At 53.6% G+C, this 25311-nt stretch carries 15 protein-coding genes; 4 read left to right on the plus strand and 11 right to left on the minus strand.

The window, feature by feature from the left end:
• Positions 1-292 precede the first annotated feature (292 nt).
• From M6D81_RS21450 to M6D81_RS21500, 11 genes are all read right to left on the minus strand, one after another.
• Positions 293-841 carry a pyridoxamine 5'-phosphate oxidase family protein gene (locus M6D81_RS21450; RefSeq protein ID WP_262679085.1) on the minus strand — a complete coding sequence of 183 codons (549 nt, stop codon included), beginning with the start codon at positions 839-841 and terminating at the stop codon, positions 293-295.
• Positions 842-1191: 350 nt separating this feature from the next.
• A complete protein-coding gene (locus tag M6D81_RS21455; RefSeq protein ID WP_410795773.1) occupies positions 1192-5892 on the minus strand; it encodes an Ig-like domain-containing protein in 4701 nt (1566 codons plus the stop codon).
• A gap of 286 nt (positions 5893-6178) precedes the next feature.
• Positions 6179-10948, minus strand: a complete 4770-nt coding sequence (locus M6D81_RS21460) for an Ig-like domain-containing protein (protein WP_262679087.1) — start codon at positions 10946-10948, stop codon at positions 6179-6181.
• A 1274-nt stretch (positions 10949-12222) separates the two neighbouring features.
• Positions 12223-13719, minus strand: a complete 1497-nt coding sequence (gene larC / locus M6D81_RS21465) for a nickel pincer cofactor biosynthesis protein LarC (protein WP_262679088.1) — start codon at positions 13717-13719, stop codon at positions 12223-12225.
• The gene (larB, locus tag M6D81_RS21470) at positions 13716-14402 is read right to left on the minus strand and encodes a nickel pincer cofactor biosynthesis protein LarB (protein WP_262679089.1); all 687 of its coding nucleotides are present in this window, start codon (positions 14400-14402) and stop codon (positions 13716-13718) included. Before larB ends, larC begins: the two co-directional genes overlap by 4 nt.
• Positions 14399-15208, minus strand: a complete 810-nt coding sequence (gene larE, locus M6D81_RS21475; protein ID WP_262679090.1) for an ATP-dependent sacrificial sulfur transferase LarE — start codon at positions 15206-15208, stop codon at positions 14399-14401. The genes larB and larE overlap by 4 nt, the downstream gene beginning before the upstream one ends.
• 49 nt (positions 15209-15257) lie before the next feature.
• Complete coding sequence (locus tag M6D81_RS21480; RefSeq protein ID WP_262679091.1) at positions 15258-16028, minus strand: SDR family oxidoreductase; 771 nt, start codon at positions 16026-16028, stop codon at positions 15258-15260.
• A 38-nt stretch (positions 16029-16066) separates the two neighbouring features.
• On the minus strand, positions 16067-17596 hold the full coding sequence (locus M6D81_RS21485) for a gluconokinase (protein WP_262679092.1): 1530 nt from the start codon (positions 17594-17596) through the stop codon (positions 16067-16069).
• Positions 17593-18864 (minus strand): nickel pincer cofactor-dependent isomerase, group 22, encoded by a 1272-nt coding sequence (locus M6D81_RS21490; RefSeq protein WP_262679093.1) that lies wholly within the window; start codon positions 18862-18864, stop codon positions 17593-17595. The genes M6D81_RS21485 and M6D81_RS21490 overlap by 4 nt, the downstream gene beginning before the upstream one ends.
• Positions 18865-19085: 221 nt before the next feature.
• Positions 19086-19868: an arylamine N-acetyltransferase family protein gene (locus tag M6D81_RS21495; protein WP_262679094.1), complete on the minus strand. Its 783-nt coding sequence runs from the start codon at positions 19866-19868 to the stop codon at positions 19086-19088.
• A gap of 190 nt (positions 19869-20058) precedes the next feature.
• A complete protein-coding gene (locus tag M6D81_RS21500; RefSeq protein WP_262679095.1) occupies positions 20059-20886 on the minus strand; it encodes a helix-turn-helix transcriptional regulator in 828 nt (275 codons plus the stop codon).
• Positions 20887-21069: 183 nt separating this feature from the next.
• Here M6D81_RS21500 and M6D81_RS21505 point away from each other — a divergent pair, with 183 nt between their 5' ends.
• From M6D81_RS21505 to M6D81_RS21515, 4 genes are all read left to right on the plus strand, one after another.
• Positions 21070-21882 carry a sugar phosphate isomerase/epimerase family protein gene (locus tag M6D81_RS21505; RefSeq protein ID WP_262679097.1) on the plus strand — a complete coding sequence of 271 codons (813 nt, stop codon included), beginning with the start codon at positions 21070-21072 and terminating at the stop codon, positions 21880-21882.
• A 146-nt stretch (positions 21883-22028) separates the two neighbouring features.
• Positions 22029-22172 carry an RAxF-45 family protein gene (locus M6D81_RS31885; protein WP_410795775.1) on the plus strand — a complete coding sequence of 48 codons (144 nt, stop codon included), beginning with the start codon at positions 22029-22031 and terminating at the stop codon, positions 22170-22172.
• 113 nt (positions 22173-22285) lie between these two features.
• A complete protein-coding gene (abc-f, locus tag M6D81_RS21510; RefSeq protein WP_262679151.1) occupies positions 22286-24355 on the plus strand; it encodes a ribosomal protection-like ABC-F family protein in 2070 nt (689 codons plus the stop codon).
• A 210-nt stretch (positions 24356-24565) separates the two neighbouring features.
• On the plus strand, positions 24566-25255 hold the full coding sequence (locus M6D81_RS21515) for a FadR/GntR family transcriptional regulator (RefSeq protein WP_262679098.1): 690 nt from the start codon (positions 24566-24568) through the stop codon (positions 25253-25255).
• The last annotated feature ends 56 nt before the right edge of the window (positions 25256-25311 follow it).

The raw sequence follows: 25311 nt of genomic DNA on the forward strand, positions 1-25311 counted from the left end.
ATAGCCCCGCCAAGCTTGCCTTGTACCGCCGAAAAGTAGGAGCTATCGCTCAATATGGTCACATAGAATCGGAAAAATAGAGAAAAGTGTGCGCTATCGCTCATTTTGCTCACTTAGCCCCGCCAAGCTTGCCTTATGCCGCCGAAAAGTAGGAGCTATCGCTCAATATGGTCACATAGAATCGGAAATATAGAGAAAAGTCTGCGCTATCGCTCATTTTGCTCACTTAGCCCCGCCAAGCTTGATTTATGCCGAATGGACCTAAGTAGTAACAATTATTGTTGTTAAGTCATTAAGTCTCTCGTCCGACATTCATGACCGTTCTATACATTTTTTCTGCTTCAATAGGACTTTCTTTTGCCGTCACATGGTGAGGAATAACCCGGCATACTTGAACCGGTCCCCCGAATACAGCCGATCTATACTTGTCCACATGTTGCTTCGACAAGGGGCGGTTATAATAACCGGGCACGTATTTATTAATCATTTCCTGAAGAACATGGGTGGCTTCATCCAAATCCGTGATCGGCTCTGCTTGTCCAAATATCATCACGCTCATATAAGCCGTATCCGTTTTGGCAGGTACCGGATCCGTAATAGTTCCGTATTCCTCACATACCGTAAAACATACCTCCGAATTTTCACTCATAACATGATTACGTCTTCCATCCCCAGCCCCGTGAAAATAGAGCTTCCCCTCCATCCACACATAATTAAGCGGTACAACATAAGGCAGGTTCCCATCAACCAACCCAAGATACCCAATTCTCGCTTGATGAAGGAAACTTTCGATTTTCTCTTGATCTCGACATTCCCTGATCTTGTAACGGACCGAATCCATCTCAAAATCTCTCCTCTCACTTATAATTGCAAATACTAGCGTTATTTCGGTAGTATAGCAGCGAATGGATTGTGCTTAAACGTCCAAAAATTTAGTCATGAGCAATCCATAATGGTTCATGGTTGGGCTTGAAATGGGCACTCTATGCGCCATATGAGAAGAGTCAGCAATGTGTGCCGACGAAGACACGAAGCCATGACTGCCCGATAGAATGATGCTGTCAGTCTAAGTCATTCGCCCCCGTTAGTGCTTTATACATCGCTTTTACATGCCAAAAAGCCGAGGGACCGCACAGTTTGCGTTGTCCCCCGGCTCCATTCATTCATGATGTTAATGTTTCACTCTGTTACTTATTCATCTTCGTCACCACCGGAGTCTTGCCCGCTTTCCTTGATTACGCGCACGTGCAGCGGTTCGGAAGTGACGGTGATGCCATCATAGGTCGCTTCCACCCATATATCCGCTTCTCCCGTTTTTTGAGTATGCACCATGCCGTCGACTACTTCAGCCACTTTATAGTTTGTTGTAAAGAACTCCAGCGCTGCTTGCGAAGGGTCCAGCACGGTGCCGTTGCTCAGCTTCAGCATGATCTGCAATTCCGCCTCGTCCTCGCGCTGAATAGCATCGCAGCTGCTGCATGAGAGGGACACTTCCGCCAGCGTCGGAGCGACCGGCAAGCCGTATATTTTCACCTCGGTATAGCTGTTCCAATGGTTTAGATTGTTGCCGAAGCCCGTGATGCGGACATAACGACCCGACTGCTCAGGGAATGCGAACAGCTCATGATCCACGGATTCGCCGGAGCTATTCCCTAGAAATGCCTGCTGCCATGTCTGTCCGTCCTCCGATACTTCAACTTTGAAGTAGCTGGATCTGATATTCCCATTGTAGAATGCGGCGCTGATGGCGCCAATCTGACGGCTTTCGCCCAGATCGTATTGAATCCACTGCTCTCCCGCGGCCGACCATCTTGTATCTGTGTTGTTGTCCATCGTATTCTCCGGCACGTTGCCATCATCGTCGCTTGCCGTAACCGACTGCGGCTGCCAGATCGGACGATTGTCCGGAATGCCATACGTAACGGGATGCTCCATCGTCACATAGTAGCTCGTCGTTTTAGCCGTCCCTTGCGGATCGGTTACTACGATCTTGGCATAACCCGGAATGCCGCTCGCTTGCTGAACTTGAACGCTATAGCTTCCTGCCGCCGTTGCGCCAATGACCGGAATGGAAGTCTCGCTAGCCGGAATAGACAGCTCATACATATAACGGTTCGAATCGAACTCTTCCAGCGCTACACCGTCTACCGTCAAGCCGCTTAGCTTGGCGAGCTGCCCATTCTGCACCGACCACGATTCCAATGGCACAACAGCAGGCTGCACGCTTGGCGGCGTCTCTCCAGGCATCAACGGCACCATCCATACGCTAATCGTCTCATTCAGCACATCTTCCATATGGATCGTCAGCTTCTTCACGCCGTAATTGGACGTCTGACCGGACGGATTCGGCGAAGTCGGCAGCGGCACAGCATCCATTACCGAGAAGCTGGCATTGCCCGGCGTCAGCAGCTTCACGTACAGCTGGCGGCCGTCCTGGCTCAGCATGGCGCTTGTTCCGTCTGGACTTATCTCAATCGATGCCCGCGTGTGCATGAACCAATAAAGCTCAGACGGTACTTTCGCGACAATCTCATCTTGCACCAGGAACTGCCGGCGTTCATCTATAAGCGCTACACCACGATTTACGGAAGCGGCATTTCTATGATAAGCAGGCGTCAAATCTGCAATTGCATAAGCCCCGCCTGTCTCATTAAATGACGTTGTCGTAACCTCCGATAGGCTGTCAACGTCCTGATCCGGTCCCGTTCCCGGGGAAATTAACAATGTATTATGCCCCTCTGCGCGCTTCCGATAATACGTCCAACGTTGTCCGGTTTCACTCATGTCCCAGTAACCGGGCAAGTTGTAATTTTCTAACCCGATATCTACTGCCCACCGCACGCCTTGCGCATCCAGAACGAATGTCCCCGTATCCAGATCACTATGCGGCGCGCCATTCATGCCGCCCTTGAAGCCCGCGAACAACGCACCGGGATCGTTCCAGTCGCTGCGCATCGTGACAGCTTCAGGAATTTCGAACTTGCGATCCAGCTCTTGCGGCGGATTGGCGCCATACAGCTCGGGCCTGTACCATAGCGCATCATAAAGCCCGCCTGTCCTGCCGTGATCCGTCGCGTATTGATGATACCAGGTATACTCCGGCTTATTATCGTGATCAGCGAACCATAGCAAGGTTCTTCCCGCTATCAGTGCTTCCGAATTGTCGAAGTAGTTGAAGGCCCCTTGCGGCCCCGCAATATGAATGGGATACAGCGGCGTCTCCGCGAGTCCTTCACTGGCCGAGAACCCGTAATCGTGACCGAAGGTCGTCTCCAGGCCCGAGAGGAAATAAAGCAAATAAATCGCGCCGTATTCCCAGTAGCCCGGACCTTCTTTGGCCGAACCGTCCGGCGCATACTGCGGCAAGCCGTATTGAATCGACTTGAACGCTTCCCGCAGAATAAGTCCCGCAAGCTCTTCCTCTTCATCCGCTATCGCCAGCGCCCCGATTGTCATACCGGCATTGCATACAAAATTCCAGTTGTCACGGTTGTATACCCACCAGTAGGTTTTATCCAGATACATCGGCACTGCGGGCGTCAGTCCTTTATCAACAATTGCCTGACGTACCATATCCCGCTGACTTTGCGTCAAGTAGTCGTATAGCCAGTCATAGCCGATCGCCACACCATAGGTCATACCCGCTGTATCCAGGTAATGTCCGGGACTCCAATCGGGATAGGCGCTACCCGATACATGCTCCATTTCCTCCCAAGCACGTTCAGCATAAACCGTATCGCCAGTCAATTGATAGGCGAAGGCGAGAGTCACAATTCGGTTTGCAGAGGTTTTGTCCAGTCGCAGACCATCCGGTTTGCTATAATCTTTCACCGGCTGCGGCAGGATGAGGTCGGCCTCTTCCTTTGCATTCATATACCACTCGGTGAACCGGGCATCTGTCCCGATAAGATCTCTCATCCGCTGGAAATCCTCAGCCTTCGCCAGCAAACGGGGATGTTGATTTTGCGGATTGGCCGCTTTCAATGATGCTACAATTTCTTCCGAACTTGGTGCTGTGTATACCCGGATAACCGACTCTGCCGTTCCCCCATTGCCATCGCTAATGGCCACAGTGAACTTGTCAGCACCAGTGTGATCCATATTCGGTGTATACGTCCAATTGCCGTCTGACTGCAGCGTCACCGAACCGTACAGCGGATTGTTTATAACACTGTAGGCGAGAGTGTCGCCATCCTCGTCTGTCGCGGACACTTTTGCCTGAACCGTCGTATTTTTGTCTGTCGGATGAATTCCTTCCTTCCCTACAGGCGGCGAATTCACATCGTTAATCTGTAAGCTGATACGCGATATTGCGAATCCTCCGTCCGTATCTTCAACAGCGATAACGAATTCATCGTCACCGACGGCATTCTCATGCGGATAATAAGTCCACTCCCCGCTTGCCGTAACATGGGCAAGTCCACGCTCCGGCTGCGACAGCTGCCAGTAGGTTAAAGTTGAACCCGTCGTAGATGTTGCATTCACCTGACCTTGAGCGGAGCCGTTCTCCTCTAATGCAACGTTAGTGTCATCCGCAATAATCGTGTCTGACTGCCCTACGATAATCGTTGCCGTAGCCTTAAGACCGCCGTCATTGCTCGTAGCCGTAATGATCGACAGCCCTTCAGCATGTGCTGTCACGACACCATCCTGCACCGTTGCGACTTCAGGATGGCTGGATGACCATGCAACAGAAGCATCCGATGCGTCAGCAGGCAAGGCGATGACGGACAAAACTTCCGAATTCCCGCCCTCCATCGTCAGCTCATCATGATCGAAAGCAATTTCCTGCAGCGGCGTCCAGCTCATGAACGCCGTATCGTCGAACCACGCTGTCCCTGTTCCCTGTTCAAAGAAATGCTCAATCTTCACATAAGCAATATCCAGGTCTTCCGGCACTTGAATAACTTTCTCCAGCTTGATCCAATCTTGTGTGCCGCTAATCGATCCCAATCTGATCAGATCGCCTGCGCGCGTTCCAGAGCTGTTCACGTATTGCAGTCTGGTCAAAGCGCTTCCCGTCAAATCCTGCGACTTCACCCAGGACTCCACCTTGAACGTTCCGCCAATGTCTTCAGCTGTGAGCGGGATGCTTTGCACGAGCGCCGCACGCGCCGTTTCCTGTGCTTCTATGCGCACCGATGACGTTCCTGAATGATACTGGCTGCTGTCCAGTGCAACAGTCGGCGATCCTACAGGTATCCATGTTCCCCAATTTAGCGGTTTTCCATTGCTATCGGCTTCCTCGAAGCCTCCATTGACCACGATATTCGGATCGGGTATGATCTCTTCGAATCTGCCATCGTCAAACCAGGCTTCCCCGGTACCCGTCTCGAAGAAGTTCTCGATTTTGATACCCGTAATGACCGGATCATCCGGTATGAACAATTCTTTCTCGGTATACGTCCAATCGTTCGTGCCCGTCAAATTCTGAAGATAAACGACATTCCCTTCCCTGAGCCCGGAACTATTGACGAAGAACATTCGGTTGAAAGCACCCGATCCCGTTACATTCTCCGTCTTGATCCACTGTGACAGCTTGTAATTCTTGCCCTTTTGTTCAGGCGCAAGCGGTATGACTTGAACCAATGTTCCCCTGCTGGCTTCCGCAGCTGATATTTTAAATGATCGCTGTCCAGATCTATATACGCTTTCATCCACTGTAAACGAAGGGCTCCCGCTTGACACCCACGGGGACCAACCAGCCGGAAGCGTGCCATTAAGAGTCTCGTACCCTCCATTCTCTAGAAGATTGCCTTCTCCTGAAGCTTGTACACTTGTTACATGAAATCCCATAGGCGGCAATAAACTTAACAGTAAGACCAGTGCCAACATACCGGATATCTTCGTTTTCCACTTCCCTATGTGCTGCTTTATCGACCTTTCATTCATACATTCCTTCTCCCCTTCCAATGGAAAAAATCAGGTATATTCACCTCGGAATATAAGTGCCTTCCCCCCCCTGTTTGTAGACAAATTGATGTTCATATCAGCTAACCATTGTCAACCGATAACTATTTATTTTCCCGTATATATTGAACATGAAGGGAAATCACGGCGAACTGGTGACTTTCATTTTTTACTCGATTGCGTGCCAGGTGTGAAAAGCCGGTTGACAGCGTCAACTACCATCACCCGGCTTTTCCTTCACCGTGCTAGCTTTTAATCAAGCATCCGATTAATCTTCATCCTCTTGATCGTCACTATCATCATCATTGTCTTCATCATCATTGTCTTCATCATCATTGTCTTCATCGTCTTCGTCATCATAATCGTCATCATCGGAGCCATGCCCGTTTTTCTTGATGACGCGCACGTGCAGCGGTTCAGAAGTGATGGTATTGCCGTCATGGGTTGCCTCCACCCATATATCCGCTTCTCCCGTTTTTTGGGTATGCACCATGCCGTCGACTACTTTAGCCACTTTATAGTTTGTTGTAAAGAACTCCAGCGCTACTTGCGACGGATCAAGTACGGTGCCGTTGCTCAGCTTCAACATCACCTGCAATTCCGCCTTGTCCTTGCGATTGATAGGATCGCAGCTGCTGCATGTGAGGGATACTTCCGCCAGCGTCGGAGCGACCGGCGAGCCGTATATTTTCACCTCGGTATAGCTGTTCCAATGGTTCTGATTGTTGCCGAAGCCCGTGATACGGACATAACGGCCCGACTGCTCAGGGAATGCGAACAGCTCATGATCCACGGATTCGCCGGAGCTGTTTCCTTCCAGCACTTGGTACCATGTCTGTCCATCCTCCGACACCTCTATCTTAAAGTAACTGGATCTAATATTCCCGTTGTAGAATGCGGCGCTGATGGCGCCAATCTGACGGCTTTCGCCCAGATCGTATTGAATCCACTGCTCTCCCGCTGCCGACCATCTTGTATCTGTGTTGTTGTCCATCGTATTCTCCGGCACGTTGCCATCATCGTCGCTTGCCGTAACCGACTGCGGCTGCCAGATCGGACGATTGTCCGGAATGCCATACGTAACGGGATGCTCCATCGTCACATAGTAGCTCGTCGTTTTAGCCGTCCCTTGCGGATCGGTTACTACGATCTTGGCATAACCCGGAATGCCGCTCGCTTGCTGAACTTGAACGCTATAGCTTCCTGCCGCCGTTGCGCCAATGACCGGAATGGAAGTCTCGCTAGCCGGAATAGACAGCTCATACATATAACGGTTCGAATCGAACTCTTCCAGCGCTACACCGTCTACCGTCAAGCCGCTTAGCTTGGCGAGCTGTCCATTCTGCACTGACCACGATTCCAATGGCACAACAGCAGGCTGCACGCTTGGAGGCGTCTCTCCAGGCATCAACGGCACCATCCATACGCTAATCGTCTCATTCAGCACATCTTCCATATGGATCGTCAGCTTCTTCACGCCGTAATTGGACGTCTGACCGGACGGATTCGGCGAAATCGGCAGCGGCACAGCATCCATTACCGAGAAGCTGGCATTGCCCGGCGTCAGCAGCTTCACGTACAGCTGGCGGCCGTCTTGGCTCAGCATGGCGCTTGTTCCGTCTGGACTTATCTCAATCGATGCCCGCGTGTGCATGAACCAATAAAGCTCAGACGGCGATTTGTTCACAATCTCGTCCTGCACCAGGAATTGGCGCCGCTCATCAATCAGCGCTACACCACGCTTGATGGAAGCAGCCTGCTTCTGATAAGCAGGGGTCAGATCAGAGATCGCATAAGCTCCGCCGGTCTCGTTGAACGAAGTCGTCGTTATTGGGGACAGACTGTCCACGTCCTGATCCGGTCCTGCAGATGGTGAGATAATCAGTGTATTGTGGCCTTCCGCGCGCTTGCGGTAATACGTCCAGCGCTGCCCGTTCTCACTCATGTTCCAGTAACCCGGCAGATTGTAGTTCTCCGATCCGATATCCAGCGCCCAGCGTACGCCATGTGCATCCAGTACGAATGTACCCGTATCCAGATCGCCATGCGGCGCGCCATTCATGCCGCCCTTGAAGCCGGCGAACAAAGCGCCTGGATCGTCCCAATCGCTGCGCATTGTGACGGCTTCCGGAATCTCGAACTTGCGGTCAAGCTCCTGCGGAGCGTTGGCCCCGTACAATTCAGGCCTATACCACAATGCGTCGTACAATCCGCCTGTGCGTCCGCTCTCCTCGGCGAACTGATGATACCAAGTATACTCCGGCTTATTGTCATGCTTGGCGAACCATAGCAGCGTTCTTCCCGGTATGAGGGCTTCCGAGTTGTCGAAGTAGTTGAAGGCGCCTTCCGTTCCTGCAACATGAATCGGATAAAGCGGCGTCTCGGCTAATCCTTCACTGCTGGAGAAGCCATAATCGTGACCGAAGGTCGTCTCCAGTCCGGACAGGAAGTACAGCAAGTACATCACACCGTATTCCCAATAGCTCGGTCCTTCCTTCGCGGAGCCGTCCGGCGCGTATTGCGGCAAGCCGTATTGAATGGACTTGAACGCCTCTCTCAGAATGAGTCCCGCCAGCTGCTCCTCTTCATCGGCGATCGCAAGCGCACCAATGGTCATACCCGCATTACAGACAAAATTCCAGTTGTCCCGGTTATACACCCACCAGTACGTTTTATCCACATACATCGGTACTGCGGGAGTCAAGCCTTTGTCCACAATCGCCTGACGGACCGTATCCCGCTGCTCTTGCGTCATATAGTCATACAGCCAATCGTAGCCGATACCTACGCCGTATGTCATCGTAGCCGTATCCAGGTAGTGACCGGGACTCCAGTCGGGATAAGCGCTGCTGGACACATGAGCCAGCTCCTGCCAGGCCCGATCGGCATAGACCGCATCCCCTGTCAGTTGATAAGCAAAAGCAAGGGTAACGATACGTCTTGAGGATGTCGTATCCAGACGCAGCCCGTCCGGCTTGTCGTAATCTTTCACCGGTTGAGGCAGAATCAGATCCGCTTCTTCCTTCACCGAGTTGAACCATCCCGTGAATCGGGCGTCCACGTCAACCAGATCCCGCATCCGCTGGAAGTCCGAAGCTGTCGCCAATATGCGCGGATGCTGATTCTGCGGATTGGCAGCCTTCAGCGAAGCGATAATTTCCTCCGAGGTCGGTGCCGTATACACTCGCATGATCGACTCCAGCAAGCCGCCGTTGCCATCACTGACTGAGACTGTGAATTGGTCTGCGCCGGTATAATCCGTGTTCGGCGTATACGTCCACTTGCCGTCGGCAGCCAATGTAACGGAGCCGTGCTGCGGATTGCTCAGCATGCTATAGAGAAGAGAATCTCCATCGGCATCCGTTGCGGATACTTTCGCTTGAACCGGTGTATTTTTATCTGTTGGATGAATACCTTCCTCCCCTACAGGGGGTGCATTCACACCGTTAATCTGCAAGCTGATGCGCGAAATAGCGAACCCTCCGTTCGTGTCTTCAACAGCGATGATGAATTCATCAGCGCCCGTCACATTTTCGTTCGGGTAATAGCTCCAGGCACCGTCTGCCGTCACATGGGCAATGCCCTGGGCAGGAGTTGTCAGCACCCAATAGGACAGAGTGGAGCCGGTAGTTGATGTAGCATTCACCTGGCCTTGGGCCGATCCGTTCTCGTCCAGAACTGCACTTGCATCTTCCGCGGTAATCGTATCCGATTGCCCCACGATGACCGTCGCCGAAGCTTTAAGCCCGCCGTCATTGCTCGTAGCCGTCACCACAGCCAATCCTTCCGCATGCGCCGTCACAATTCCGTCTTGCACCGTCGCCACCTGAGGATGGCTGGACGACCAAGTGACGGAAGGATCGGAAGCATTGCTCGGCATCGAATTGACCGTCAATGCTTGCGTATCGCCCGTACTCATCGTCAATTGATTGCTCGACAGGACGATTCCCTGCAGCGGCACCCAGTCCATGAACTTGGTATCGTCGAACCAGGCCGTTCCCGTTCCTTGCTCGAAGAAATGTTCAATCTTCACATACACGATATCCAGATTGACAGGCACTTGAACGACCTTCTCCAGCTTGGTCCAATCCTGCGTTCCGGAGACAGAACCGAACATGACCAGATCCCCCGCACGCGTGCCGGAGCTGTTCACGAACTGCAGCCTTGTCAGCGCGCTGCCTGTCAAATCCTGCGTCTTGATCCAGGATTCCACCTTGAACGTGCCGCCGATATCCGCAGGGGACAGCTGAATGTTCTGCACAAGCGCAGCACGCCCTGTACTCGTCGCTTCTACGCGTACCGATGAAGCGCCGGAATGATACTGACTATTGCCCAGTTCAATCGTAGGAGTACCTACGGGAATCCATGTCCCCCAACCAGTTGGCTTGCCATTGCTGCCCGCCTCCTCGAAGCCGCCATTGACTACCCGGTCGGGATCAGGCACGATCTCTTGGAACACAGCATCGTCGAACCAGGCTTCTCCGGTGCCTGTCTCAAAGAAATTCTCCACTTTAATACCTGCGATGGCCGGATCGTCCGGGATGGATATCTCATGCTCGACAAGCGTCCAATCCTGCGTGCCCGTAAGCTTAGGCAGCTCGATCAGATCACCTACCCTGCTGCCGGAGCTGCTGGTGAAGAACATTCGGTTGAATGCCCCTGAGCCTGTCACATTCGCCGTCTTGATCCACTGCGACAGCTTATAGTTTTTTCCCTTCTGCTCGGCAGTTAAAGGAATGACTTGTAAAAGTGTTCCCCGGCTTGCCGTTGCGGCCGTAATTTTGAAGGAACGCCGCCCTCCCTTGTACACGCTTTCATCCACTGAAAAAACAGGGCTGCCGCTCGATACCCATGTAGACCATTGAGACGGAATGGTCCCGTTCACCGTCTCGTAGCCTCCATTATTGAGCAAATTGCCGCTGCCAGAGGCCTGTACGCTGGTTATCCCCATTCCTATTGCCGGAAATAAGCCCACCAGCATGGCCAGTGCCAGCATACTTGCCAGCTTCGCCTTCCATTTTCCTATCGCATGCTTCATCCACCTTACCTCCATACAGCACTTCTCCCCTTTCAAAGGAAAAATTAGGTTATCACACCTCGAATTATAAGCGCTTACATGGCAAAAAGTAGATAAACCATCCTTCATATCGACCAACAAGTGTTCATTTGTCAACCAACAACTCTTACTTTTTCCTGTACATGGAAATTTTCATGCACTAACCGAAAGTAAGCTGTTATGATCAACTTTCTTCTCATGCAACGGGCACTCTTCGTATGAAAGCCATTACATAATTGAATTAGTTGTGCGTCTGATTAGAAAATGAATGTGCCCACCGCACTCGCTCCGGTAATTCCGCCGATGATCAATGCTCCTGACAACACACCTACCACCTGCCGTTACTACTTCTTTCATCCCTGTTGGGCCTCCTTAATGTTGTGCTCTCTCGCTTACAAGACATACTTTACAGGTCGAGAATGAGGGCAACATAAGAGCAACATTTGAATTCGATGAGAAGAGGCCTCACTTTACTCAGACTCCTCATCCAGACCGGTGGGAGCAGCTAGTTAAGAACGTTAAGTTAGTTTGAATTAATCATTCGATCCGAGGAGCGAGTTGCATTCAATAGCGGTACATTGCATTAGACACAGTTAACTGTATTTAGTGTAGTTAATAGATGCGAGATCGCCATTCTGATCTCCTGTAAATGGAATAAGTACAGTTATATTAGGTCATTCAGCCAACATCCCAACAATCGATCAAATTAGTATCATGAAATCCAGTTAGTTTCTACAAGAAGGGACATATTGGAAAATGAACAACATGAAATCCAGTTAGTCAGGCTGGCAAGCTAATAAGTTGGTAAGCTGCTATGCTGGCAAGCTGAGAAGCTGCAAGCCGAGAAGCTGCAAGCCGAGAAGCTGCAAGCCGAGAAGCTGCAAGCTGAGAAGCAGCAAGCTGAGAAGCTGGCAAACTTGCAGAATCAGCACAGCTGATTAAGTTAACAGACCCAGTAGAGTCAGCGATGCTGGCATGACCGACAGCATCACCTCACCATAGCCGGTTAAGACGGATGACGACCGCTATCCCTCTTAACGCTGGCTGAGCGAGCGATTAGCCATTGCTTGCGTAAGGCCAAATAGCGGGGGATAGCATCGTTTCTCAGTCACATAAGCTTCGATACTAAAAATAAAAGCCTGCTTCCAAATCAGGAGATTTCGAGCGGAAATCTTCTGATCTTGAAAGCAGGCCCCACTATGGAGTAGTCGTCCTCCATGCCCATTCATCTATTCACAATCATGCTCGGCCGGTGCTTACTCTCTCAGCCCATGAACGACGGACTGGTAAACATCATCGAAAGTTACGCCATGCCGACGTGCAGCGCTAGCCACATCCTCATATTCAGGAGTCGCTTTCAAACGCTCTCCACGCCATATTCCTTCCTTGACCCGTATTTCGCCATAAGGCGTTTCCCTCCTGGTAATCGTGCGTTCCAGTGCGCTTCGCTGCAGGAAGCTTCTGCGGACGCCGAATGTAGAAGATTCCTTGAATAAGATGGCTTCCAGCTCGTCCGCTTGCTCAGGAGAAGATAATACCGTTATAAGTGTACCGGGACGATTCTTCTTCATCTGAACCGGCGTGTAATAGACGTCCTTCGCCCCCTCGCGAAACAAGGACTCCATCAGATAGCCGAGCGCCTCGCCCGGCATATCGTCTACCTGTGCTTCCAGCACCGCAATCTGCTCCTGATGACGATCCGTTCGATTAGCAGGCTCATTTTTGTTAGAGGGATCAATGATAAACGCCCTTAATATATTGGGGTGGGCAAAATCCTTCGTTCCCGCGCCATATCCTATATGCTCTATAGTGGAAGGAGGCAGATGCTCCAGTTGCTTCGCCAGCGCTCTGACGATGCCCGCTCCGGTCGGCGTCGTCAGTTCGCCCTTCGCATTGAAGTCGGCAAGGCGCAGCCCTTTCAACAACTCTGACGTCGCCGGCGCCGGCAGCGGATATAGCCCGTGCGCCATGCGCATATAACCGTAGCCCGTCGCCACGGGACCCGCATAAATATGCTCGACCTGAAGCGATTCCAGCGCCAGACAGACGCCGATAATGTCGATAATGGAGTCCATGGCGCCAACCTCGTGGAAGTGCACGTCTTCAATGGATATGCCGTGTATCTTAGCTTCCGCGACGGCAATCTCCTGAAAGATGCGGCAGCTTCTCTCCTTCACCCTTGACGGCATATCACTCTCTCTGATCATCGCGAGAATGTCCTTCGCCTTGCGATGATCATGATCATGATGATGCCCATGGTCGTGATCATGACTGTGCGCATGATGATGCCCATGACCGTGATCATGGCTGTGCTCATGATGATGCCCATGGTCGTGATCATGGCTGTGCGCATGACTGTGCGCATGACTATGCCCATGACCGTGATCATGGCTGTGCTCATGATGATGCCCATGGTCGTGATCATGGCTGTGCTCATGATGATGCCCATGGTCGTGATCATGACTGTGCGCATGACTGTGCGCATGACTATGCCCATGACCGTGATCATGGCTGTGCTCATGATGATGCCCATGGTCGTGATCATGCCCGCTTTCGCCGTCCAGCTTCACCTTCAGATGCAGCCCTCTCATGCCGCAGCGCATCACCTGATTGGTCTCCAATTCGAACGGATCAATGGGAAGCCGCTTCAATTCGGCGGCAACATACTCCCTGTCCGCGCCAAGATCGAGTAAAGCGGCAAGGGTCATATCTCCTGCGATTCCGTATGAGCAGTCCAAGTATAACGACTTCATCTCTCTCCCCCGCTCTCTTCAACCAGCTGCAAAATATTCGCCGCCTGATAGCCGGCTCCGAAGCCATTGTCGATATTAACGACCGATACGCCTGCGGCGCACGATGTCAGCATCGCGAGCAGTGGAGTCAGCCCTTGGAAGTGGGCGCCGTAACCGACCGACGTCGGCACTGCGATGACCGGACGGCGAACCATGCCGCCTACAACGCTCGCCAGAGCGCCTTCCATTCCCGCTACAACAATGAGAACGCTGGCTTCCCTTATTTGCGAACGATAAGCCAGCAAGCGGTCAATGCCCGCGACTCCTACGTCGAAAATGCGTTCCACTTGGCAGCCTAGCCATTCCGCAGTACCCGCCGCTTCCTCCGCTACCGCAATATCTGATGTACCTGCGCTAAGCACCAGCACTTTGCCCGGCAACTGCCGGTCCCTTCTGCTATAGGTCAGCAATCGCGAAGACTCATCCAGCTTCGCATCCGGATATATCTTCGACACTTCCGCAGCTGCCTCGTCCGACGCCCGCGTCACCATCGCGCAGCCATGCGCTTCCACTAGCGTGCGGAAGATGGCCGCAATCTGTTCCGGCGTTTTGCCCGCGCCAAATACGATCTCGGGATGTCCCGTCCGTTGCTCTCTGTCGATGTCAATTTTGCCAAATCCCAAGTCCTGGAATCCACTCATCATTGCGCCACATCCAAACTTCTGTTCATGCTGCCGCTCTTATAACCCGCCAGATCCATCGTAACGAATTGATAGCCGAAGCCTTGCAGCGCCTCATGAATCGATTCCCTGTGTTGCATGACGATAGGCAAGGCATCGGCCTCCACTTCAATTCTGGCCATATCCCCATGCGTGCGCACCCGGACTTGCCTGATGCCCAGCTTTCGCAGGAACAGCTCCGACTTCTCGATCCGGCTGAGCTTCTCTTGCGTAATCCGTTCACCGTAGGCGACACGGGAGGACAGACAGGCGAAGGAAGGCTTATCCCAATTCGGCAGACCCAGCTCTTTGGCAAGCAGACGAATTTCATCTTTATATAACTCCGCTTCCTGCAGAGGCCCGCGAACGCCGTGCTCCTTCGCCGCTTGCGTGCCGGGGCGATGCTCGCTCATATCATCCGCGATCAAGCCGTATACGATTCCTTTATACCCCGTCTGCTCCATGATCGGCTTAATCTCCGTGAACAACCCTTGCTTGCAGAAGTAACAACGGTTCTTGTCGTTCTCCGCATATCCGGGAATAGACAGTTCCGATGTCTCGATCACTTTGTGCTGCACGCCCAGCTGCTGCGCGATTGCGATTGCCTCCTGCAGCTCGCTGGACGGATACGTTTCCGAATCGGCAGTAACAGCAAGCACGCGCTCTTTCCCCAGCGCATCAATGGCCCCCTTAAGCAGCAAGGTGCTGTCCACTCCCCCCGAGAAGGCAACGACGACACTATCCATCTGGCGCAATACCGTCTTCAGTCGCTCATATTTGTCCCATGGCATCTTAAGCAGCAACTCCTTCCTCTAATCCGGTTTCAAAACTATTGCTTGCCTATATCGTCATCGCGCCGAAGCCGCCGTCCACGCGGATAAACGTGCCAGTAACGAAGCCGGAAGCCTTCTCCGATGCGAGCCATACCGCCGCTCCCTGCAGCTCCTCCGGATTGCCGAATCGGTTCATCGGCGTATGGTTCATTATCGCCTCCACGCGCTCCGGCTTCAATATTTTACGATTTTGCTCCGCCGGGAAGAAGCCCGGTATAATCGCATTCACACGGATATTATGCTCGGCGAACTCCCGTGCCAGGAACTGTGTCATATTGTTGACGCCGGCCTTGGAGATGGAATAAGTGAATACCTTCGACAGCGGCGGTCCGGAAGAGACGGAGGAGATATTAATGATGCTTCCCCCTTGCCCTTGCCGAATAAGCACTTCGCCGAATACTTGGGAAGCCAGCATGACGCTCTTCAGATTCACATCCAGAATGGAATCCCACTCCTCCTCCTCCAGCTCGAAGAACGGCGTGGCGCTGTTCGTTCCGGGACAGTTCACCACGATATCGATGCGGCCGGTCCAAGCCTTCACTTCCTCGGCTACGCGGCGCAGATCCGCCTTGCTTGTCGCATCCGCCTGGAATTTCTCGCTGCGTCCGCCCGCTTCCACGATGCTCGCCTTCACTTCCTCCGCCTTCTCCTGATTCCGCCCTACGACGGCAACCGCGCAGCCATGCTGTGCCAGCCCTTTGCTGATCGCGCCGCCCAGCACCCCATTGCCGCCAAATACAACCGCAGTCTTGCCCGTCAAATCGAATAAGTTCACCATAGCACTCTCCATTTCTCCTTATTTAGGATGAATATGATTTATGATTTTTGGAATTCGCTTATTTCATCGAACGAAGCCTTCAGCGCTTCATACGTTCTTCTATAGATCGGCAGAATCCGCTCGTATACCTCATGATGCTGCTCATTGACGGCATAAAGGCTGCCTCCGCCCTTCTTCCAGCCGGGATCGATCGACTGCGTCACACCAAGCGCATACAGGGCCAGCTTGGCCGCGCCAAGGCCGGAGCTCTCGATATCGTCCGGCACCCGGGTCGCAACGCCGGTAATATCGGCCATCATCTGGCGCCAGAGCAGTGAGTTGGCAAATCCGCCGGATGCCCATAGCTCTCCGATGCCGCCGCTTAACTGCTCCATGGAGCGGACTACGCTCGCGATCTGGTACATGACTCCTTCCATAACGGCGCGGACCATATGTCTCTGCTTATGAGACAACGTCAGCCCGACGAAGGCGCCTCTGGCGTTGGCATTGTAGTACGGCGCACGCTCGCCCGTGAACAGCGGCAGACAGAGCAGCCCATTCGATCCCGGCGCGACAGATGCGGCCCATTCGTTCATCGCCGTCAGCACGTCCCGATCCGACAGCTCTTCTCCGAAGTGATCGTACAGCAGCTCCTTGACCCACTGCAGCGCGATGCCGCCATTGTTCACGGCACCGCCGATGACCCAATGCCGCTCCGTCAAGCAGTAGCAGAACAAGTCGCCTGCAGGATGCGTCAGCGGCCGGCTCAGCGTCGTGCGTACCGCTCCGCTCGTCCCGATGGTGACAGCCGCTGCCTCCGGGCTTACAATACCGAGCCCCAGATTGGCCAGCACGCCATCGGACGAACCGACGACCACCGGCACATCTGCATCCAGCCCAAGCAGCTGACGGGCATTCTCCCGCATGCCGTGCAAGACCGCCGTCGTCGGCACCAGCCCCGGCAATTGCGACGGCAGCACGCCTGCCACCGCCAGCGCTCCCTCATCCCAATCCAGCGTCTCGATATTGAACAGCCCCGTCGCACCGGCAATGGAATAATCCGTCACATACCGTCCGAACCAGCCATGCAAGATATACTCCTTGATCCCGACGAACATCTCCGCCTGACGGAAAGTCTCTTCATCCTGCTCCTTCATCCACATGAGCTTGCACAGAGGCGACATGGGATGGATCGGCGTCCCCGTTCGACGGTAAATGTCAAGGCCGAGGCCGCTCTCCTTAAGCGCATCCGCTTGCTGTATGCTGCGCTGATCCGCCCAGGTGATGCACGCCGTCAGCCTGTTCCCCCCGCCGTCGATGGCAATAAGGGAATGCATCGCTGAGCTGAAGGAGATGCCATGCAGATCCGCAGCGCACAGACCCGCTTCCTCCATCACCTTGCGAATAGCTTGCGCCACTGCCGCGGCCATCTCGTCCGGGTCCTGCTCCGCGTATCCCGGCTGCGGCACGTGGAGCGGATACGGGATGGAGCAGGAAGCCCCGATTCTCCCTTGCTCATCGACAGCCATCGCCTTCGTGCTCGTCGTTCCGATATCGACAGTAAGGACGACTTTGGATGTCAATGTCATTTCACCAGATACCCGCTTTCATCGAATGCCAGCTCGTAAGGCTCCGTCAGTATCTCGATATCCGGATGGCGTCTGGCCTCCTCCAGCAGCGTCTCCGAGATCTCGATCTCTCCCAGATGGAGCGTGTCCTTAATCCGAACCATCCGGCATGTCGTGTAATCCAGAATGTTGCACGTCTTCACCGCCGCCTTGATGGCGTCGCGGTCGCTCGGCAGCGTCGTGGCAATCTTGGTCGGGGCGCATACCGTCGAAGTCAGTCCATTCGCATAGGTAACCGGCCAATCCGATTTTTCCACCAGCCGCGACGTCGTGAAGTCCGCCGTACCTACGCCGTTCGCATTGCCCTTCGTCTCCGGCGTCAGATCCAGCACGACCATCTTGCCTACTTCGGGACCTCCATGCGCATAAGGGGTAGGATAACGTCCTGTCACGTTGGGGTCCATGCCGTCGCCGCTAATGTTCTTGCCGATATAATCGATCACAAGCACATCGATGTGCGGGAAGAGCAGCTTCGGCAGCCGCGCCTTCGCTTCCACCAGCAGCGCCGGCTCCTCGGCCTCCACCTCATCGGCAGCCAGCACTTCTATGCGGCATGTCTCGTCATACGCATTCTCCACCAGCGCCACGCCGAACAGAATCGGCAGCTTGCCCATCATCACCTTCGCCATCTTCGGCACATTCTCTGCCATATGGGCGAACCCGAGCTGATGACAGGCTTCAGCCCCCTTCTGCTTGCCAAGGCCGATTGAGATCATCTTCATAATACCGCTTTCAACCGTTCCCCTGAACGCCGTATGCGGCTTGACCCGGTTAATGACGACGATCGCGTCCGCTTCCGAGGCAATTCGGTCGACGTAGACGGGAAGCCCGTTCTCCAGCTGATCCAGCTTGACGACTTCCATCGACGACTCGATTGGCGCGCCTACCGACTCCTCCGTAATGCCCAGATGCTCCAGCACTTCCTTCTGTCCCTCATCCGTCGCTCCACCATGGGAGCCCATGCAAGGAACGATGAACGGCTTCGCATCTCTCTCCTTTATCGCGTCAATCAACGTTTTCGTCAGCGAGACGATATTGGCGATGCCTCTGCTCCCCACCGCCACCGCTACGCGCTGCCCGGGTTTGATCCCGTCCATAGCAGGAGCGGCCTGCAGCTTTTCTTCCAGCACCCGAGCCGGATTTTCCAGCTTCATATCATCGAATTTCTGCCTGATCCGCACCATTCTCGGCACCGGGATCGGCTCCAGCATTTTGCTTAATATATTCATCTTCCCGCTCTCCCCTCGCATTCCAGTCACCTCTATCAATTGGTATGGATCGACCATCTTACCCCATTATATCAATTGCGCCCTGCGAAAATCTTACCTCCTGTTGTCACAAATGAAAGAAAGACTTAATTCTTATTGCACCAAAAGAAAAACACCAGCCTCCGCGTTGACTGATGTCCCTTTTTCTGCGAATCGCTGCCTTACGGCTTGGCGATTGCCCTTCATGTCAGCTGAATGTTGAAATACGTCCTGAGCGCTTCCTTGTATTCGTCTTCCGTCTCCGGCACAAAGGCATGAACACCTTTGTCGTCGAAAATGCGGAATTCCTCGCCCGCCACCGTATTGCGACCTGTACTCGTACGGACAGCCAGCATAGCGCCTTGTCTGAAAACGGAGTCCTCCGCATGCTCGCACCAGAAGGAAGGCATAATGAAATCCTTCTCATATTGAGGCTCCTCCGTGAAGGAATAGATGCGCTCCCAGCTTCCGTGCTTGAGCTCGCACAGCAGCCAGCCGAATTCATCGTCGCGCTCCAGCTTGTAGCATTCATCCCCTTGTACTTGCTCCAGTCCCTCCACCATGCGGATCGGCCGGCGCGGCACGATGCCCCCTACGCCTACATCGACCAAATAAAACTCTCCCTCGGCCTCCACCTTCAGCACTTGATGGCGGCGCTTCGGCGGCATATTCTGCTCCTGCCTCCAGAACCGGGCCACCCGGTCATGCACCGTATAGCCGAGCTGCCGCAGCAGCCAGCCGAACAACGCATTCAGCTCGAAGCAGTAGCCGCCGCGCTGCCGGTACACAATTTTGTCCAGAAGATCCGGAATTTCCAACGATAGCGGCTTCCGGTTCAGAATATCCAGATTTTCATAGGGCACGGTATGCAAATGGCTGTTTTGAAGCTCGGACAACAGCGCTGCGTTCGCACGGCTTGCTTCTTCATGACCGATACGCTTCAAATAGGCCCGTACATCTTGCTTTACAGTTTCCGTCTGATTCATGCTACTCCCCCTAATCGTACTTCCGCCGGATTTATAGTCACTGTGATAACTTCTTTCATTCATCCAGCTATTCCTGCCAATCAAATCTAATGGATAGTGAAAACCCCCAGGCAACTATCAGGAAAGAACAAGTCGCCAGGCTGAACTCCAAATCGCCCTTCAAGCCGGGAGCTTATACGCAGCGCTGCGGCTACGTATGCTCGGAGAACCGGGATGGCGACATATGGTGATATCGCTTGAATTGCTTCGAGAACGTATAAGGATCGGGATATCCCAGCTGGTAGGCAATCTCCTTCACCGATCGTTCTCCTTCCAGAAGCAGCTCCCGGGCACGATTCAAGCGAATACGGGTAATATAGTGTTGCGGCGTGAACCCGATGTTCGCTTTGAAAAACGTATAGAAGTACTTCGGGGACATGCCAATCCTCTCCGCCAGCCGCTCGGCCGTTATCGGCTCTCCGACGTGCTCGTCGATATAGTGAAGGATCGGCTGCAGGCGTGCGAGCGCTCTTGACGAACCTTGCGACTTCCGGCTCGCTTCATCATGATCCGGAATGGGAATGGCAAGCAATCTGGCCAGCAAGGCAAGGAAATAACCTCTCAGCAAGAGCGAGGCCATCGGCTTATTCTCTCTATAGGCCTGGAATGCTTGGCGCAGCATCCCCGCCTCCTCTTGGACGAGCCTGTTAGAGATGACGCCCATACTCACAAATTCATGCAGGATGTTGTCCCGTTCGCCCAGCGAGAAGTCGAAATGAATGAACAGATGGCTGCATGACGACTGGTCGCATCTGGCCGTGTACGCTATCTCGGGATGAAAGAAGACTAGATCGCCCTCGCGGGCTGCCGCTGTTCTTCCTGCAAATCCGAGACTGACTTCCCCTTCCGTTATCATCCACACATCGTAGTCGGGATGGCGCTTCCTCTCTACCCAGCCGGCCTCATGGCTCGCATAGCCGTAATTGTTCAGCTTCAGCTCCGCATCGTCGCCAAGCCTGTCCAAAATGCTTCGTTCCACTTCCCGCCCCCCATTTCGTACTATTGGCAATATTATGATGGACTTTGTTGAATAATAGGGATTTCAAAAGGAGTGATGAATCGTACTCCCAGACATCAAGCCATACTATAAGCTATTCTACTCCTCTTCCCACCAACGTACAATGATAGACAAAACCACGCTTGATCCAGGAGGGATTGTACGATGATACAAATAGGCTGGTGTGCGGGAATTCAGCAAGCCGGGATGCTGGCAGAGTCGAAGCTTGATTACATCGAATGTCCTCTTTCTTCACTGCCCCTAGAAGGAAACGAAGGGGAATTAGCCGAGCAACTGGCACGGTATGCCGAAGCTGACATTCCTGTACGGGCGATGAACTTATTCGCGCCTGGCGGCATGAAGCTGGTAGGGCCGGACAGCCAGCCCGACCGCTTCCGGCGGTACGCATACCGGGCAGGAGAAGCTGCCAGCCGGATAGGCGCCGAAGTCGTTGTGCTCGGCAGCGGCGGAGCCCGCAAGGTTCCGGATACGTGGGAGCGTCAGCGGGCCGAGCAGCAATTGCTGGAATGTCTGTCGATTATCGCGGAGGAGTGGCGCGGCACGGAAGTAACGCTGGCACTGGAGCCGCTGAATCGGAAGGAGACGAATCTGATCAACAGCGTCTCCGAGGCGGTCCGCTTCGCTTCGCAGATCAACGCCCCTGCCGTACGCGTGCTTGCGGACTTTTATCATATGGATGAGGAGAATGAGCCTCTGGACACCCTTGTCGCTTATAAGGACTGGATTGCCCATATCCATATAGCCGACACCGGACGTCTGGCGCCCGGAACAGGTGTCTACCCCTACGACGAATTCATCGCGACTCTTGCCGCGATAGACTATAAAGGCATGATTTCAGCGGAATGCGGCAGATGGCCGGAGTCGGATGAAGCTCTGAATGACAGCATTGCATTCATGGCAGCGATGAGAGAGCGGATCGCGGACATGGCACGCACGAAGTCGTCGGGCCATGCGTAATTCTGTCGTGCGTTACGTTAATCCCTGCTCACCCTTACGCGCTTCTTGTTCAACCTTATGCTATTCTTGCTCTACTTTACATGATGTGGTAATGTAGTTGTATTCTAATTTCTTATGAGGAGGTGCGCAGGATGCAATTGAATGTGATGGCCGAGCTCTTGAATGCTCTACGTTCGCAGCTGCTAGGCATATTCCATGATTTCCTAGTCAACGGGATACGTATGTCTAATTTCAGCCATTCGAATAGAGTCAACCATTCAAGAGAAATGACCATCCTGCCACTGCCTTAACGATACGAGCCGATTCATTCGGGGGCCGCGGGGACATTTCCCTGCGGTCTTTTTTTGCGTGCACGTCCAACAGGGGATTGCCGGGGTGGTCATCATAAGGAGACGAGATTATGATGATCATACAATGCCAAGAGGTACAGAAAGGGTTCGGAGCAGAGTCTGTTCTGCTGAACGTCACTTGCGAGATTGGAGAGAAGGAACGCATAGGCTTAATCGGCCGTAACGGCTGCGGCAAATCCACATTGTTCCGCTTGCTTAGCGGGAAGGAGACACCTGATGCGGGCAGCATAGCTATTCGAAGAGGGACTCGCATCGGCTATCTGGAGCAACTACCGCATAGCGGAGAGCACGATACGGTGCTTGATGTGCTGAAGCGGGCATTCTCGGAAGCGATGACGTGCATGTCTGCAATGAGCGAGCTGGAACGGCTGCTGGCAGCTTCAGGCGGGGACGGCGGAACGGAAGGCAGGGAATTGGAGGAGCTGCTCCTGCAATACGGCGAGCTGCAGGAACGATTCCAGCTGCTGGGCGGATACGAGATCGACGCACGCATCGGCAAGGTGCGAAGCGGACTCGGCATACCCGAAGAACAATTGGACCGCTCCTTCCACTCTCTGTCCGGAGGCGAGAAGACGAAGATCGGCCTCGCCGTTATTTTGCTGGAGGAGCCGGATCTGTTGCTGCTTGACGAGCCGACCAACCATCTGGATATGAACGCAATCGATTGGCTGGAGCAGTTCCTGCAGCAATATTCCGGCACCGTAGTCGTCATCTCGCATGACCGTTACTTCCTGGATCGGGTCGCGGCGACAATGATAGAGATCGAAGATGGCGAAGCCATTACCTATCATACCAATTACTCCGGCTTCCAGCAGGAGAAGGAGGCTCGGCTGCTGAAGCAATTCGCTGATTATCAGGAGCAGCAGAAGAAAATCAAGAAGATGAAAGAAACGATCAAGCAGCTCATTGAGTGGGGCAACCGTGCCAACCCGCCCAATCCCGGCTTCCATCGCCGCGCTGCCTCCATGCAGAAGGCGCTCGACCGTATGGAGAAACTGAAGCGTCCCGTGCTGGAGAAAAGAACGATGGAGCTGGAGCTGAGTCAGGGAGACCGTACCGGTGTCCAAGTGCTCGTGCTCGACAAAGTGGCCAAGCGATTCGGAGACCGTATCTTGTTCGGACAGGTGAATGAGGTGCTGCGCTACGGTGAACGTGTCGCTCTCCTGGGAGACAACGGTACAGGCAAGAGTACGATGCTGAAGTGCATAATGGGTCTGGAGCAGCCCGACGAAGGGGAAGTACGGCTCGGCTCCAGAGTAGATATCGGTTATCTGGCTCAGGAAGCGGCGCCGGCGGACGAGAGTGTGTCCGTGCTGAACTACTTCCGGGCAGCAGTCGGCATGGAGGAAGGTCAGGCGAGAGGACAGCTTGCCCGCTTCCTCTTCTGCGGAGCTGACGTGTTCAAGGCAATCGGGTCGTTGTCGGGCGGCGAGTGGAGCCGACTTCGCTTCGCCTTGCTTATGCATCAGCAGCCGAACCTGCTCATACTGGATGAACCGACGAATCATCTGGACATCGATTCCCGTGAAGCGTTGGAGGAAGCGCTGGAGGACTATCCCGGCACGGTGCTCGCCGTCTCGCATGACCGCTACTTTATCAACCGGCTGGCCAAGCGGGTATGGTCGCTGGAGCTGGCCGGTCTGCGAAGCACAATTGGCAATTACGAGGACTATCGGGCGGATCAGGAGAAGCGGAGGTCGGCTGTCGTAGAGGCACAGGATGGAGAACGGGGATCTGGAACCGACGGGGGCGGCCATCGGAAGCGAGACGAGAGCAGGAGGGCATCGATTCGGGATGAATCCGCCGGCAACATGCAGCGACTGAAGAGAGACGAGCGGGCAATGAGATCGTCTCAGAATGGAGCCGAGCGGTCCCGCAAAGCTGCAAAAGGCAGCCGCAGTTCCTCTGCAACGGCAGCTGCTTCCTCAGGTGGCGGCAGCCTGCAGCAGCTGGAGAGAGACATCGCAGGGCTGGAGCAAGCACTGGTCTCGATCGATGACGCCATGATGATTACCGAGCATGCTACGGACGCCGGTAAGCTTGCCGAACTGCAGCATGAGCGTGATACGCTGCAAGTCAAGCTGGATGAGCTGTACGAGAAGTGGTTGAAGGCCTCGAATTAACCCGTCCGCCTGGATAAAGCGCATCAAGAAATCTCTCCATTGCTGGCACATATCATGCTTCGTCAGCATATACGGAGAGATTTCTTTGCATTTGAAGCGTCCGAAAATATCTTTCTATGCCGGGCGTATAATGGCAGTCGCTCCAATTCCCATTGACAAAAGGTAATGGATAACATAAGATTCACCTATCTGACAGGTGGAAAGGAAAGGATGAGCGAAATGACGCGAATCATTAAAAAGCAGCATGTGCACGAGCTTGTTGCAGAAGAGATTCAGAAATATATCGAGGACAAAGAACTGAAAGAGGGGGACAAGCTCCCGTCTGCCGAGCAGTTGACGCGTTTGTTCGGCGTCGGACGGTCGTCGCTGCGCGAAGCGCTGCGCTATCTGGAAGCCATCGATGTCATTAAGGTCATTAACGGCAAAGGAATCTACGTTCACGATGCCGGCTCCTACCGATACAGCGGCAAGGTCAAGGTAGAGAACGAGAAGAAGTTTCTGCTGCACATATTGGATGTCCGCAGAGCGCTTGAAGGCAAAGCGGTAGAGCTTGCGGCGAAGCGAATCAGCGACGAAACGATTCAGAAGATGAAGCACATTCTAGATGAATACGACGACCGGAAACAGCGCGGACAAGATACTTCCAACGTCGATTTCCGCTTCCACCAGCTTATCTATGATGCAGCTGCCAATCCGCTCCTCCATAGTGTGTACGAATCGATTTCCGCCCTAATTGAGCGATTCTTCTCCGGACCGTTCGGCGTCAAGGAGCTGTTCGACGACACATACCCTTTCCATCACACCATGTTCGAAGGCATCGCCAATCACGATGCGGATCACGCACTGGCGGAATTCCACAAAATGATGGACATTATCGAGGAAACGATCAGAAAATACTAGTTGCATTATATAGTATAGACTTCTTTCTAGCTGGAATTTGTACAGTTATTATTGTT

This window comes from Paenibacillus sp. J5C2022 (assembly GCF_025567625.1).
Taxonomy (GTDB): domain Bacteria; phylum Bacillota; class Bacilli; order Paenibacillales; family Paenibacillaceae; genus Pristimantibacillus.